The 13,738-nt window shown below is 68.3% G+C and carries 14 protein-coding genes and 3 tRNA genes; 9 read left to right on the forward strand and 8 right to left on the reverse strand.

Annotated elements, in window-relative coordinates; translation table 11 throughout:
* Positions 1-19: 19 nt before the first annotated feature.
* From AC2DGY_RS12795 to AC2DGY_RS12805, 3 genes are all read left to right on the forward strand, one after another.
* The gene (locus tag AC2DGY_RS12795; RefSeq protein WP_484510137.1) at positions 20-2,110 is read left to right on the forward strand and encodes a S9 family peptidase; all 2,091 of its coding nucleotides are present in this window, start codon (positions 20-22) and stop codon (positions 2,108-2,110) included.
* A gap of 132 nt (positions 2,111-2,242) precedes the next feature.
* Entirely contained in the window at positions 2,243-3,193 is a 951-nt protein-coding gene (locus AC2DGY_RS12800; protein WP_484510138.1) for an AAA family ATPase, read from the forward strand.
* Positions 3,194-3,279: 86 nt separating this feature from the next.
* Positions 3,280-3,678: a hypothetical protein gene (locus AC2DGY_RS12805; protein ID WP_484510139.1), complete on the forward strand. Its 399-nt coding sequence runs from the start codon at positions 3,280-3,282 to the stop codon at positions 3,676-3,678.
* A 54-nt stretch (positions 3,679-3,732) separates the two neighbouring features.
* Here AC2DGY_RS12805 and AC2DGY_RS12810 read toward each other — a convergent pair whose 3' ends face one another.
* Entirely contained in the window at positions 3,733-4,794 is a 1,062-nt protein-coding gene (locus AC2DGY_RS12810; RefSeq protein ID WP_484510140.1) for an SDR family NAD(P)-dependent oxidoreductase, read from the reverse strand.
* Between AC2DGY_RS12810 and AC2DGY_RS12815 the strand changes: the two genes are divergently transcribed.
* The gene (locus tag AC2DGY_RS12815; protein ID WP_484510611.1) at positions 4,759-5,247 is read left to right on the forward strand and encodes a TetR/AcrR family transcriptional regulator; all 489 of its coding nucleotides are present in this window, start codon (positions 4,759-4,761) and stop codon (positions 5,245-5,247) included. The two genes, AC2DGY_RS12810 and AC2DGY_RS12815, sit on opposite strands and share 36 nt — an antisense overlap.
* On the opposite strand, the gene AC2DGY_RS12820 is transcribed toward AC2DGY_RS12815, so the two are convergent.
* The gene (locus AC2DGY_RS12820) at positions 5,242-5,670 is read right to left on the reverse strand and encodes a hypothetical protein (RefSeq protein ID WP_484510141.1); all 429 of its coding nucleotides are present in this window, start codon (positions 5,668-5,670) and stop codon (positions 5,242-5,244) included. The two genes, AC2DGY_RS12815 and AC2DGY_RS12820, sit on opposite strands and share 6 nt — an antisense overlap.
* Before the next feature lie 268 nt (positions 5,671-5,938).
* Here AC2DGY_RS12820 and AC2DGY_RS12825 point away from each other — a divergent pair, with 268 nt between their 5' ends.
* Together AC2DGY_RS12825 and AC2DGY_RS12830 are read left to right on the forward strand one after the other, a co-directional pair.
* On the forward strand, positions 5,939-6,358 hold the full coding sequence (locus AC2DGY_RS12825) for a hypothetical protein (protein WP_484510142.1): 420 nt from the start codon (positions 5,939-5,941) through the stop codon (positions 6,356-6,358).
* 56 nt (positions 6,359-6,414) lie between these two features.
* Positions 6,415-7,188 carry an SDR family oxidoreductase gene (locus tag AC2DGY_RS12830; protein WP_484510612.1) on the forward strand — a complete coding sequence of 258 codons (774 nt, stop codon included), beginning with the start codon at positions 6,415-6,417 and terminating at the stop codon, positions 7,186-7,188.
* On the opposite strand, the gene AC2DGY_RS12835 is transcribed toward AC2DGY_RS12830, so the two are convergent.
* Positions 7,185-8,192 (reverse strand): IS481 family transposase, encoded by a 1,008-nt coding sequence (locus AC2DGY_RS12835; protein WP_484510143.1) that lies wholly within the window; start codon positions 8,190-8,192, stop codon positions 7,185-7,187. The two genes, AC2DGY_RS12830 and AC2DGY_RS12835, sit on opposite strands and share 4 nt — an antisense overlap.
* Positions 8,189-8,581, reverse strand: a complete 393-nt coding sequence (locus AC2DGY_RS12840) for a DUF4345 domain-containing protein (protein ID WP_484510144.1) — start codon at positions 8,579-8,581, stop codon at positions 8,189-8,191. The genes AC2DGY_RS12835 and AC2DGY_RS12840 overlap by 4 nt, the downstream gene beginning before the upstream one ends.
* 50 nt (positions 8,582-8,631) lie before the next feature.
* Between AC2DGY_RS12840 and AC2DGY_RS12845 the strand changes: the two genes are divergently transcribed.
* Positions 8,632-9,231 carry a TetR/AcrR family transcriptional regulator gene (locus tag AC2DGY_RS12845; protein WP_484510145.1) on the forward strand — a complete coding sequence of 200 codons (600 nt, stop codon included), beginning with the start codon at positions 8,632-8,634 and terminating at the stop codon, positions 9,229-9,231.
* A 371-nt stretch (positions 9,232-9,602) separates the two neighbouring features.
* Here AC2DGY_RS12845 and AC2DGY_RS12850 read toward each other — a convergent pair.
* The 3 genes from AC2DGY_RS12850 to AC2DGY_RS12860 form a co-directional block, all read right to left on the reverse strand.
* A tRNA-Phe gene (locus AC2DGY_RS12850) sits at positions 9,603-9,675 on the reverse strand.
* A 67-nt stretch (positions 9,676-9,742) separates the two neighbouring features.
* Positions 9,743-9,816, reverse strand: a tRNA-Asp gene (locus AC2DGY_RS12855).
* A gap of 29 nt (positions 9,817-9,845) precedes the next feature.
* A tRNA-Glu gene (locus AC2DGY_RS12860) sits at positions 9,846-9,918 on the reverse strand.
* Positions 9,919-10,198: 280 nt separating this feature from the next.
* Between AC2DGY_RS12860 and AC2DGY_RS12865 the strand changes: the two genes are divergently transcribed.
* On the forward strand, positions 10,199-11,584 hold the full coding sequence (locus AC2DGY_RS12865; RefSeq protein WP_484510146.1) for a peptidoglycan DD-metalloendopeptidase family protein: 1,386 nt from the start codon (positions 10,199-10,201) through the stop codon (positions 11,582-11,584).
* Positions 11,585-11,644: 60 nt separating this feature from the next.
* Here AC2DGY_RS12865 and AC2DGY_RS12870 read toward each other — a convergent pair whose 3' ends face one another.
* Entirely contained in the window at positions 11,645-12,178 is a 534-nt protein-coding gene (locus AC2DGY_RS12870) for an inorganic diphosphatase (RefSeq protein ID WP_484510147.1), read from the reverse strand.
* A gap of 536 nt (positions 12,179-12,714) precedes the next feature.
* On the opposite strand from AC2DGY_RS12870, the gene tilS reads away from it, so the two are divergent.
* Positions 12,715-13,734, forward strand: a complete 1,020-nt coding sequence (gene tilS, locus AC2DGY_RS12875; protein WP_484510148.1) for a tRNA lysidine(34) synthetase TilS — start codon at positions 12,715-12,717, stop codon at positions 13,732-13,734.
* The last annotated feature ends 4 nt before the right edge of the window (positions 13,735-13,738 follow it).

Genomic DNA, 13,738 nt, shown 5'->3' on the forward strand with positions numbered 1-13,738 from the left:
AGCGGTTAGCGTGAATGGCATGCCCCCCACACCCTTCGGCTCCCTCAACGAGTACGTCTCGCTTCCCCGCATCGAGGCGCTGGCGCTCTCGCCCGACGGCCGGCGCGTGGTCCTCACCGTCGCCACCCTCACCAAAGACCGGACGGCGTACGAGCGCTCGCTGTGGGAGGTGCCCTCCGACGGTACGGGCGCTCCACGGCGCCTCACGCGCTCGGCGAAGGGGGAGTCCGGCGCCGCGTTCACCGCCGCCGGGGATGTGCTCTTCGTCAGTGCGCGGCCGGATTCCGAGGCTGACGACGACGAGGAGTCCGGCCAGCTCTGGTTGCTGCCGGCGGGCGGCGGCGAAGCGCGACCGATCACGCGGCTCGCCGGCGGTGTGGGTGCCATCGCGGCCGTGGCCGAGGCATCCCCGCGCCTCGTCCTGTCGGCCGACCTGCTGCCCTCCGCCGACACGGTCGAAGACGACGCGCGGCTCCGCGCCGAACGCAAGAAGCGCGAGGTCTCGGCGATCCTGCATTCGAGCTACCCCGTGCGGTTCTGGGACCACGATCTCGGCCCGGACGAACCGCACCTCCTCGCCCTCGACCTCGACGCACTCGCCGACACGATCGGGGCGGTCGCGGAGGAGTCGGAGGCGGTCGAGGAGGAGGAGAAGGATGCGGCAAAGCCGTACCCCCGCGCGCTACCGCGTCCGCGCGACCTGACCCCACAGCCCGGGCGCACCGCCGACATCGCCGGAGCCGCGCTGACGCCCGACGGCGCCACGCTGGTCGCGTCGCTGCAGATCCCCGAAGGGCGCGACGCTCGCCGCATCCTCGTCGCGATAGACACCGCCACCGGAAAGCGCACGACGCTTTTCGATGAGCGGAGCACGTACTTCGAGTCGCCCGCGATCAGCCACGACGGCGAGACCCTGGCGTATGTGCGGTCCGGCTTCGGTTCGCCCGAGGGTCCGGCCGACCAGGAGCTCTGGGTGTCGGAGCTCGACGGATCGAACCCCCGCCGCCTTGCGGGGGGATGGGACCGCTGGCCGAGCTCGGTGGCCTTCGACGCGGACGACCGCGCGCTCATCGTCACCGCCGATCAGGATGGGCGCGGGCCCATATTCCGGGTGCCGCTCGACGGCGGCCCTGCCGAGCAGATCACGCGCGACGAATTCGCCTACACGCACGTCGGGATCGACCGGGGAACCGGCGATCTCATCGCGCTGCGGTCATCCTGGATGGCCCCACCCCACCCCGTGCGCGTCACCCGCGACGGGGTCGCGACCGCCCTCGCCTCGCCCGCCGCGCTGCCCGACTCCGCAGCGACCATGACGGAGGTGGACACGACAGCTGCCGATGGCGCACGTGTACGCGGCTGGCTGCTCCTTCCCGCCGGTGCCTCGCCGACGGCGCCGGCCCCGCTCCTGTTGTGGGTCCACGGTGGTCCGGTCTACAGCTGGAACGCGTGGAGCTGGCGGTGGAACCCGCAGCTCGCGGTCGCCCGCGGCTATGCGGTGCTGCTCCCCGACCCCGCCCTGTCGACGGGATACGGCCTCGACTTCATCGCCCGCGGCTGGAACGACTGGGGCGGCAAGCCCTATACCGACCTGATGACGATCACCGACGCCGTGGTGGCGCGGGATGACATCGACGAGACGAAGACGGCCGCTCTGGGCGGCTCGTTCGGCGGCTATATGGCGAACTGGGTGGCCGGGCACACCGACCGGTTCCGGGCGATCGTCACGCACGCGGGCCTGTGGGCGCTGGACCAGTTCGCCGCCACCACCGACTCGTCGGCGTATTGGCAACGGATCTTCACGCCCGAGGCGATGGTCGAGAACTCGCCGCACCGGTTCGTCCGCGACATCCGCACACCGCTGCTCGCGATTCACGGCGACCGCGACTACCGGGTGCCGGTCGGCGAGGGGCTTCGGCTGTGGTCGGAACTGAACGAGCATTTCGCCGCGGACGACGGCACGATCGTGCACCGCTTCCTGTACTTCCCCGACGAGAACCACTGGGTGCTCAAGCCGCAGCACGCCGTGGTCTGGTACGAGACGGTGTTCGCGTTCCTCGCCGAGCACCTGCACGGCGAGAGCATGAAGGTGCCGGAGGTCCTCGGCTGAGGTCACCGCGGTGACCGCCGAAAGAAAGAACTTCTCCGGGCCTGAGTCGCGTGGCGTCCGTCCCCCAGCGGGTGGCCTTCCGGCCTGGGGGTCGTCGCGGCGCACGTCGTGCTCCTCGTTAAGCTGCACCCGATGGACCTCTTGCGCCTGGCAGGTGGGGCCGGCGTCGGCAAGTCGACGACGGCGTGGGCGATCGCGCAGCGGCTCGCCGCGGAGGGCGTGGCGTCCGGTTACGTCGATATCGACCAGCTGGGCATGTGCTATCCGCCGCCGGAGGACGATCCGGATCGGTGGGGCCTCAAGGAGCGGGCCCTCGCCGGTGTCGCCAGGGAGTTCGTGCGGGCGGGCGCGGATCGGTTGATCGTCTCCGGCGTCGCCTTTCCGGATGCTCCGCCGCCGGGGATCCACGGGATCCGGGTGCACTCCCTTTGGCTCGATGCATCCGAGGAGACCCGACGCGAACGCTTGGCCGCGCGGAGGCTCGGGGAGGAACAGGTCGCGCAGTTCCTCGCTGCCGGCACTGCGGAGGCCGAGCGAGTGCATCCGGGGTGGGAGCGCGTCGATACGGAGCACCGTTCGGAGGCGGAAACCGTGGACGACGTGCGGGCGACGTGGCACCCGGATGCCGCGGGGAGCGGGCCCGGCCGCGGCGACGCAGTTCCGTCCCAGGCATCCGCCCCCTCTGCACGGCTGCTCTGGATCACCGGCCCGCGGCTCGCGGGCGCATCCCGGGTCGGCTGGGAAATAGCGAAGCAGGAGTGGGACGCGGGTCGGCGGGCCGGATTCGCGGATCTCGCGCAGCTCTCCTTCGCCTGGAATATCCGGGGCGCCGTCGGGCTCGCGAACCTGGCGCGCCTGTGTGCCGCCTTCACGGGCGTGGGGGCAGGCAGGATCGTGGTGACCGCACCGCTCGGGGTCGATCCTTCTGCAGCGCGCGCGGCCTTACCCGCGTCCGAGGTCACGTTCGTGCGGCTCGTGACCTCCGACCATGAGCCTCTCCGCGCTCACGAACTGTCCGTCGACATCGCAGGTCTCGCGCCTGCCCAGGCCGTTGCCGCGCTGCAGCGTCGTGCTGGTTGGTGACGTAACAAGATGCCACTTCCGCCCTCCCACCGTCGCCGCGAGCTAGCATTTGGGAAATTGTCCCCCAGACACGAAGGACGTTGTCCATGAGCACCAGCACCAGCACCAGCACCCGCCCCGCTCCACCGACCACCGTCACCGTCGCATTCGTTCTCTGGCTCCTGACCGTGCTCCTCGGCATCGTCGGCTCCGTCCTCCTCCTGGTGGTCGCCGGCGAGGCTGGGGTCGAGGGCGTCATCATCGCCGTCGTCGCGCTCGTCATTGCGATTGCGGAGTTGATCGTCCTGTTCAAGATGCGCGCCGGCCGAAACTGGGCGCGCATCGTGCTCACCGTTCTCGCCGTGCTGCAGATCGGCGGCACTGTGAGCGGGTCGGCGACCAACAGCTGGGTGCAGTGGGTGGGCCTGGGCGCCGTCGTGGTGTCCACCATCCTCATGTACCTCCCCGCCTCGAACGCGTACTTCAAGGCGAACGCGACTCGCTGACGCGGGCGGGTGCCGCGCGGGTCATGCGACTCCGCGGCGCCCGAGCCCGGTCGCTCAGCGGGAGAAGACCCGGTCCATCAGCCGGTCGGGCAGGATGCGGTTGAGCGGGAGCGTGAACGCAGCGTCCGGTCCCAGGCTGTACCTGGTTCGGGGGCGTATGGTCGTCGCGATTCTCGCGATCTTGGCGGCCGCCTTCTCGGCAGTGATCGCGCGCTCGAGAAATGAGGACTGAAACTTCACGGTCGAGGAGATTAACTCGCCGTAGAGGTCGGTGTGGTCTGGACCCATCCTCTCGGCGAGTTGCAGGGAGAGCGGGCCGCTCTTGTCCGCCATCGGTGTCTTCACGCCCCCGGACTGGACGATGACGACCTGGATACCTTGGGACGACACCTCCCGACGCAGGGCGTCGCTGGCGGATTCGAAGGCGGCTTTGCTGCCGGCGTAAGCGCCGTAGATGGGGAGGGTGGCCTCCGCGCCGACGGAGCTGATGTTGACCACCCGGCCCCGGCTGCGCCGTAGGGCCGGTAGCAACGCCTGGATGACAGCGATGTGTCCGAAGACGTTGACTTCGAAGTGCTCCCGCCAGATGTCAAGAGGGAGCACCTCGACGGGGGCGTTGATCTCGATCCCGGCGTTGTTGATCAGCGCCCGCAGCGGACGCTGATGGCGATCGTCGGCGATCCGGGCGGCGAGGGCCGCAACGTGTCGGGGGATGGTGATGTCCAGCGTGACCGGCTCGATGCGGTCGTCGCGGATCGCGTCCGCCTCCGTGTCGCTACGAACGCCGGCGAGCACGTGATATCCGCGGGAGGCAAGCGTGCGAGCGGTTGCCGCTCCGATGCCGGTGGAGGCCCCCGAGATGGCGATCAACTCGTGCTTCAGCAGTGTCATCGTTTCGTCCTCCCGCGGCACAATGTAGGCGCTGGCTACACATGTTGTCAACGTCAACTTTGCCTCGGTAGGCTGCTGAGCATGAGCGGGGGTCCGGGTCAGCGCCGATACCACCACGGCGACCTTCGAGCCGCCCTGCTCGAAGCGGCAGAACGCAGTGTCCGCACTCATGGCGTCGCCGACCTGTCGCTGCGCGACCTTGCCAGAGAGGTGGGGGTCAGCCATGCAGCCCCGCGCCGGCACTTCCCGGAGAGACAGGACATGCTCGACGCCCTGGCCGAGGCGGGCTATGCGCGGCTCGGCGACCGGATCCGCGACGCCGTCGCCGACGAGGACGCAGAACTCGCCACGCGAGTGCGTCGCGCCGCATCCGCATTTGCTCACTTCGCCACAGAGAACGCCGCCTTGCTGGAACTGATGAACGCGAGCAAGAACCGTCAGGACGCATCAGAGGTCCCGCGCTCCGCCGAGGAGGCGTACGCGCCGCTGCTGAACCTCATTCGTCAGGGTCTGGCCGAGGGGGTGCTCGGTGAGGGGGAGCCCGAGAAAATCGGACTCATTCTGTATGCCACCATCAACGGGATCTCCACACTCGTCAACACCGGGGCGATCGAAGCGGAACGACTCGACGACCTCACCATCACGGCGGTCGACCAGTTCCTCAAAGGGGCCTCATAACCGCACCGGCCGTGGTGTTCCTTTGAAGGCCGACCAGTGCACGCCGATCCAGACGTCCGCCTTCTCGGGCCCGACGCTTTCCACTCGGAGGCCCGCCGCGCTCGACCGAGGCGGCTCCACGAGTCCGCTGAGGTCCCTGCGCAGTGCGGTCCAGGGCTCGTCATCAACCCACCCCCTGCATCGAAGCCGGGTCTGCAGCGCGCGAGCGCCGCGAGCTTCGACCACGGTCTCGCTCGACGTGATCACCCCCGTTGCGGGGTCTGCGAGGTCGCCTGCGATCCGGGCGGCGACTCCCTCATCGTCGACCGCACAGGGGCCGAGGGCCATCCGGAAGGCGTTGCCGTCGAGCATGCCGACAGCGACGAGTGAGGCGTCACTCGTCCAGAAACGCAGGTGCGTAACGGTCTGCTCAGCGCCGTCCATCGAGTGCCACCCCACGTCGCCGGGATGGAGGTGGCCGGGTCAGTCATCGTCCTGCCAGCGGCTCAGTATCGCGACCATGCGCGGCAGGTCCGCCAAGACCGGAGTAACCGACGTCGTCACACGCTCTATCTAAGCCGACCTCTTCGAAGAGCTTTCGCTTCTCGCGCCCCGCGCAGAGCGGCCAGGCGGCCAGAAGACGACTGACCTGTCCTCGTGGAAGACAAAGCAAAGGTGGACCGCGGGGCTACGTCGCGCGAGACTGCTGCCCATGGGCATGGTCCGAACGCTGGTATTCATTCCTCTGACTGTCGTGGGGGTGCTGACCCTCGCAGGTTGCGCAGCCTCGTCCGGCGTCGAGTATGCCGACCTGCGTGGAGAGCGTGCGTCCCGCGACGATCTGCCGGACCTCGGCGGCGAATTCCTGGACTCGGTAGAGGAGTCGACGAGCCACTACCTCGGAGAGCACGACGGCACGTCGGTGTGGTTGGTCGAAGGTGCGGAGCAAGGCGCCATCTGTCTTTTGCTGGACGGGGGATCCTCCGGGTGGACCGCCGGCTGTGGCGGTCGGGGCGGGGTTGCTGTCAGCGGGATAGCGGGAAACTTCGTCGCGCAGCCCGACGGCCTACCCGCCCCTGAACGTGCGACGCAGATCTCGGAGAACGTGTACGCGCTCCCCACACCGCCTTGACCACCGAATCGGACGCCGCGATCCGGTGACGCGATCATAGGATTGGCGTCATGAGCATGGCCCGAGGATCGCGGGTTGCCCTCATCACGGGGGTCGGGCGTCGGCGCTCCATCGCCGCGGGCCTTGCGGTCGGGTTGGCGCAGGACGGCTGGAACCTCGCCCTGAACTATTGGCGACCCTACGACGACCGCCTCGGAATGGAACAAGGCCGCGACGATCCAGAAGCGGTGGCCGACGAATGCCGCGCTTTCGGCGTCACCGTGAAACTCATCCCCGGTGACCTCAGCGCACCGGAAACCCCGGCCGAGCTCGTCGAGGCCGCACGTGAGATCGGCCCCGTCTCCGGCCTGGTCATGTCGCATGCCGAGTCCGTCGACAGCTCGATCCTCGACACGAGTCTCGAAAGCTGGGACCGGCACTTCGCCGTCAACGCGCGAGCCACCTGGCTCCTGATCAAATCGTTCGCCGAGCAGCTCCCGCCCGCTCCTGCTGCAGGCGAGGTCACCGGCAACATCGTGGCCCTCACCAGCGACCACACCACCCATAACCTCCCCTATGGCGCCAGTAAAGGCGCACTCGATCGCATCGTGACGGCGGCAGCCGTCGAGCTCGCCGAGCGCGGAGTTCGCGCGAACGTCGTAAACCCCGGCCCCATCGACACCGGATGGATGAGCGACGACGTCCGCGCGTGGGCCATCAGCGCCACTCCGGCCGGCCGACTCGGAACGCCGAAGGACACGGCCGACCTCGTCCGGTTCCTTCTCTCCCCGGAAGGCTCATGGCTCAATGGACAACTCCTACACAGCAACGGTGGATTCAACGCGCGCTAGCTGTAGGAGGCCAAGACGTTGTTGACGCGTGATCGAGTCACGGATGCTGGCGGCATTCCGTCGTGCGCGCCGTGAGGTCGGTGGTAGTTGTAATGCAGGTTCCACGTGCCGACCGCGTCGGTCCGCTCTTGTTCTGAGTGCCAGGTGTGGGCGTAGAGAAATTCCTCGGCGAGGATCCGGTTGTAACGCTCGACCTTGCCGTTGTGCTTGGGGGTATATGGCCTAGTTCGGCGGTGCTGACTCCCGTTCAGGGCGTCGGCGAAGGCGTGGGATCGGTAGCAGGCCCCGTTGTCGGTGACGATGCGCTCGATCTTCACAATGCCGTGCGCGCGGAACCAAGTGCGGGCTCGACCCAGGAACGCGACAGCTGTCGTGGCCTTCTCGTCCATAAGGGCTTCGGTATAAGCCAAGCGCGTGTACCCGTCAATCGCGGAATGCAGGTAGACGTAACCAACCCGTGTGCTCTTCTTGGCGCGGTCCACGGCTTTCGCTTCCGGGCTGCCGCGTCCGTGAACGCGCCAGCCTCCACCGTCGGGGATGTGGCCGACCTTCTTCACGTCGATGTGGATCATGTGACCGGGATACTTCGCAACGATCTTCTGCGGTTCCCGGTTGCTCTCCCCATTCGGGTCGATGAACTGTCGCCGATTCAGCCCGAGCTGCGCCAGCAGCCGGGACACGGTGCGGCGACTGATCCGGATGCCTTCTGCGTCAAGCTCGAACACGATCCGCGATGCCGACCACTTGTGCTCCCGCCGCATCACCTCGATCCGCTCCACGATGCCCGCCGCAGTCGCCGTCGGTTGCCGGGCCGGCGTCGACGATCGATCCATGAGGCCGATCTCACCGAACTGCTTGTAGCGATTCACCCACTTCGATGCCGTCGCACGAGAGATACCCATCTCCGCCGCAACATGCGTAATCGGACGGGTCCTGCAGCGCTCTACCAGCCGTCGACGCCCTTCTGGGGAAAGCGGTGCGTTGCGATGGACAAATGGAGTCATTGGGCCTTATGGACGCCAACTACGTGAGCGTGCCACCAAAGGACCATGGGAACGATCACGAGTTCGAGGACCATGCTGGCAATGAAGACAGGGTTGGGCCATCCCACGACGAATACCGAGATGAGGCGGATGAAGCCGCCGACGAATGCGAGTACGAGCATCGCGCGCAACACCGTCGCTCGTTCACGCAGGCGGAAGAGCGACCACCATACGGCAGCGCCCGCTGCGAGCCAGAACACATTGACGAAGCGATACTCACTGTCCACGCTGGCGGATATCGCCGAACCGCCCGGGATAAATGCGGGCCCGAGGATGATCGCATACAGCCCCGAACCGACCGCGACCGCGCCGAGCACCGCCAAGACGATGATGAGCACTCGCTGCTGCATGATGCCCCGTTCCTTGCCAAAGCAAATGAGAGTGATTACTCTCTCACCATATGGGAACAAGACGAGACGCGCTAGTCGCCGCTGCCATGAACCTCTTCGCCGAACGCGGCTATGACGGGACCTCAGTGGCTGACATCCAGATCGCCGCAGGGCTGACCGGCGGATCAGGCGCCCTCTACAAACACTTCGCCAGCAAAGAGGCCGTCCTCGAAGCTGGAGTGGATGCCTATCTCGAATCCCTGGCCGAGAACAGCCGCGCGACCGTCCGTGAGCTGCCAGCAGACCCCAGAGAGGCCCTGCTGATCATCGCGTCAAGCACGATCGAATCGATGACAGCGGACGAGAACGTGCTCCGCGTGCTCCTTCGTGACCTCGATCGACGCCCCGAACTCGCTCAGCGACTCTGGAATGGTGTGACGGCGAACGTCTACACAGAGATGGCTGACTGGATCAGAACTCAGGTGGACAGTGGAAAGGTCAGCGCACCGGACCCGGACGCCGCTGCAACGATCTTAATAAGTGCCCTGACACAGTGGCCCATCCTCCAGGCCCTCATCAAGAAGACGCCGGGCGATCTCACACGTACGGCATTCATCTCGGCCTGGATCGACACCGCCGCCAGCATCCTCCAGATACCGTCCGCGAACTGAGCGCCTTCCGGTCGCTCGTGTCAGAACGTCAACAACCTTCTGGCCAGCAACAGCTAGCAGGTGTCAGTGCGGGTGAGGCGACCAACGGGGGACGCACCTAGTCGTGCGTCCCCCGTTGGTCTATCTGTGCCGCGTAACGGCTGTTGCATCAAAGCCGGTTCCCCAGTCGCCGGCCCGCTTCGATTCTGGACGGCACCCCCGAATCGGCCCAGGGCCGGAAGTCCCGGTGCAGAGTCCCAATGTCTACCGGTCACGCGCGATCGCACGCCGCGTAGTAGTTCGCGGCGGCCGGACCCGCTGGGGCACACTCCGCGAATCGCGCCGGCCAACGAAAAAGGCCCCTTCCCAGTAGAAGCCTGAGAAAGGGCCAGTGGCTCCGACGGGCGTCGATCCCGTGACCTCACGATTTTCAGTCGTGCGCTCTACCAACTGAGCTACAGAGCCGCGTGGCATCCGAAGCTGCCACGTCCTAGACGAAGGGCCTCCTCGAAAGAAGGCCCGTCGCTCGGAGCGACCCTGACGGGACTTGAACCCGCGACCTCCGCCGTGACAGGGCGGCACGCTAACCAACTGCGCTACAGGGCCATGCTTATTCAGTTGTGCCGGTGGAAATGTGACCCCAACGGGATTCGAACCCGTGCTACCGCCGTGAAAGGGCGGCGTCCTAGGCCGCTAAACGATGGGGCCGAAATGAACCCCTTCGCCACGCGGGCTCAGTGCTCACTTGCCGACGCTCAAGCATACGCAATCCCCCGCTGATCCGCCAATCGGGGGCGAGTCCAGCAGGGATATCCCCGCTCGGGGGGCCAGCATGGATGTCGCGGCGTTGGCACAGCGAACCTGTTGCGCTTGTGACTCCTGTTGCTACTGTGGTCGAAGTTACCGCGGAGAGGGAAGGTGCTGTGTGACGCTCGACCGCCTCGACACTGAGGAGTGCGACTGTGCACCCAGTCCCCGGGAACGACGGATGCTCTGGCCATCGGTCGACCGCCGCGGTGCCCTCACCCTCGGAGCACTCGGCGCTGTGGGCATCGGGCTCTTCGGGGCCACAGCCGGACCGCTCGTACCCGCCGCCTTCGGCGCGGGGTACCCGTCGTGGGCCGACGTCGAGCGCGCACGCGCGAATGAGGCATCCAAGGCCGCGGAGATCACCCGCATCCAGGCTCTGATCCAGGGGCTCGCCGCCGACGTGCAGCGAACCCAGGCCGAGGTCGTCGCGCGGTCGAACGAGTACTACGAAGCGCAACAGGCGTATCTGCAGGCCGCGTACGACGCCGATCAACTGCAGGCGCAAGCCGACGCGCAGTCTGCCAAGGCCACGGATGCGGCCAACAAGGCCGGCCGCGTTGCTGCGCAGCTGTACCGCAGCGGTGGGGACAGCGCGTCCCTGGACCTCTTCTTCGCCGGCTCCGCGGCCTCCGCTGACGACCTGCTCAACCGCCTGGGGACGATGGACAAGCTCATCGAGCGGAACCAGTCGGTCTATGCCCAAGCGGTGACCGCGCGTGACAGCGCGCAGAGTCTCAGCGACCAGGCGGAGGTCATGCGCGCGGAGCGCGACCGGCTGCAGAAGGTGGCCGAGGAGAAGATGGTCGCGGCGCAGCAGGCCGCCGACGCCGCCCAGGCCGCGCTCGCTGCTCAGCAGGCCAACCAGGTGACGCTCGAGGCGCAGCTCGCCGCGCTCAGGGACACCACGGCCAAGACGGTCGCCGACTACCAGGCCGGCGTGGAAGCCGAACGCAAGGCCCGTGAGGAGCGGGAGCGCAAGGCCCGCGAAGAGGCCGAGCGCCGTGCCCGCGAAGAGGCCGAGCGCCGAGCCCGCGAGCAGGCCGCCAGCAAAAACAACGGCGGTGGCGGCGGCGGCGGTGGCGGCGGTGGCGGTGGCGGGGGATCCGGCGGTGGCGGCGGTTCCGGCGGTGGCGGTGGGGTCGTCGCATCGGGCTGGGCGAGGCCCTCCTCCGCGAGCGTCACTTCCGGGTACGGCCGTCGCTCCCAGCAGTGCACGCCCGGCTACTGCTCGACCAAAGACCACCTGGGCATCGACTTCGGCGCCGGGTGCTGGGCGCCGATCTTCGCAGCCTCCGCCGGAAGAGTGACCTATGCCGGATACAACGGCGGCTACGGCAACTACATCAAGATCGATCACGGCAACGGCGTCTCGACCGGCTACGGCCACATCATCGGCGGCGGCATCTACGTCCACTCCGGGCAGTGGGTGAACGCGGGACAGCAGATCGCCGGCACCGGCCAGACCGGCAACTCCTTCGGCTGCCACCTCCATTTCGAGGTGTATACCTCCAGCGGCACGATCAACCCGGCGCCGTTCCTCCGCGACCGCGGCGTCTGGGTCTGACCCGCTCCGACACGAAGAAGCCCGGCCGATGCGGCCGGGCTTCTCGTATGTTCGTGAAGGTCAGAGCGAGTTCGGGGCCTCGCCGGCACCCTGCGTGCGGGTCTCGCCCTCGTGCTCTTGGAAGCGCGCGAACGCTTCGCCGACGAGACGCTCGGCTTCCGCCGCATCCGCCCAGTCATCGACCTTGACCCACTTGTTCGGCTCGAGATCCTTGTAGTGCTCGAAGAAGTGCGCGATCTCCTTCTTCGTCCACTCGTCGATGTCGCCGACATCCTGGATGTGATCCCAGCGCGGATCCTTCGACAGCACCGCGACCACCTTGTCGTCGCCGCCGGCCTCATCGCTCATCTTCAGGACCCCGACGGGCCGCACCTTCGCGAGGATGCCGGGGTACAGGTCGCGGTCCAGGAGCACCAGCACGTCGAGCGGGTCGCCATCTTCGCCGAGCGTGTTCTCGAAGAAGCCGTAGTTCGCCGGGTAGCCGAACACCGTGTAGAGGATGCGGTCGAGGAAGACCCGGCCGGTGCCGTGGTCGACCTCGTACTTCACGCGGCTGCCGCGCGGGATCTCGATGACGGCGTCGTACGCGCCCATACGTGTGCTCCTTCAATCGTGGGGAGACTTCGTTAGCTGACGCTCGGCCAGCGGAAGTGCCGCGCACCAGCCTAATGGGGGCCCCTCGCGCGCACTGGCCACGCCCGATCTCCGGTCGCGGATCGGCCACGCTCGCCGTTTCGCTTGCGCATCGGCCACCCCCGGCCACGCCCGGCCTCCGGTCGCGGACCGTACTCAGTCTGAAATCGCGCGACGTCCGGGACACGCCGGTGAGGGGTGCTGCGGGCACGATCCGGACTGAGTACGGTCCGGGCGCGCGTACCCCGGTCGCCCGCTGGCCGTACTCAGTCCGGACAGCCCCGGTCGCGCTGGCCGTAGTCAGGCCGCGCTGGCCGCTGACCGTCCCCAGGCCGCGCGCTGGCAGCGCCCGTCCTCGCCCCCGGACCGTACTCAGCATGAAATCGCGCAACGCCCGCGACACGCCGGTGAAGGGGCGCTGCGGCCACGATCCGGACTGAGTACGGCCCGGGGGCTGTGGGCGGAGGGGCTGAGCGCGGCCCCGGTAGCGTGGGGACGTGGACCGCCGACCCTCGCTCGCCCCCGCCGTCGCCGAGGTGCGCCGTGCCGTGCGGGAGGCGCTCGAGCCGCCCGCGGCCGCCGCCGACCCGGGCGTCATCGTGGCGTTGTCGGGAGGCGCGGACTCGCTCGCCCTTGCCGCAGCCACCGCGTTCGAGGCACCCAAGCTCGGCCTCCGCGCTGTCGCGATCGTCGTCGACCACCAGCTCCAGGCCGATTCAGCCGAGGTCGCAGCGCGAGCGGCGGATGCGGCGCGGAGCATGGGGCTCGAGGCGCATGTCGTGGGCGTGACGGTGGGGGGCGCCGGCGGCCCGGAGGCGGCCGCGCGCACCAGCAGGTACCGCGCGCTGGCCGAAGCCGCCCGGGCACACCGCGCCGCCGCGGTCCTCGTCGGGCACACTCTCGACGATCAAGCCGAAACCGTGTTGCTGGGCCTTGCCCGGGGATCCGGGGCGGCGAGCCTCCAAGGCATGGCCCCCGTCAGCGAGTTCGACGGCGTCTCCCTCCTCCGCCCCCTGCTCGCCGTACGGCGGAAGACCACCCGCGCGGCGTGCGCGGCCGAGGGCCTCGAACCGTGGGATGACCCGCACAACGCCGACCCCCGGTACGCCCGGGTGCGGGTGCGCGACCGCGTGCTGCCGGTGTTCGAGGCGGAACTCGGCCCAGGGGTGGCCGAGGCGCTGGCCCGCACCGCCGAGCAGCTCCGGGAAGATGCCGAGGCGTTCGCCGACATGATCGACGAGGTGATCGAAGACCTCGTCGAGCACGCCGAAGCCGGGATCTCCATCTCGGCGGCCGCGCTCGCCGCCAACCCCGCGGCCCTCCGGCACCGCATCATCCGCCACGTCGTGGCCAGCGAGTTCGGCCAGAGCCTCAGCCGTGCCCAGACGCTCGAGGTCGCGCGGCTGGCAACGGCGTGGTCGGGGCAGGGCGCGATCGACCTGCCCGGATGCCGCGCCCGTCGGGTGGGCGGGGCCATCGAGTTCACCGCCTCAGGCCGCGCCGGCGCATCCGCTTAGGATC

Source organism: Microbacterium sp. Z6_144 (assembly GCF_057197625.1).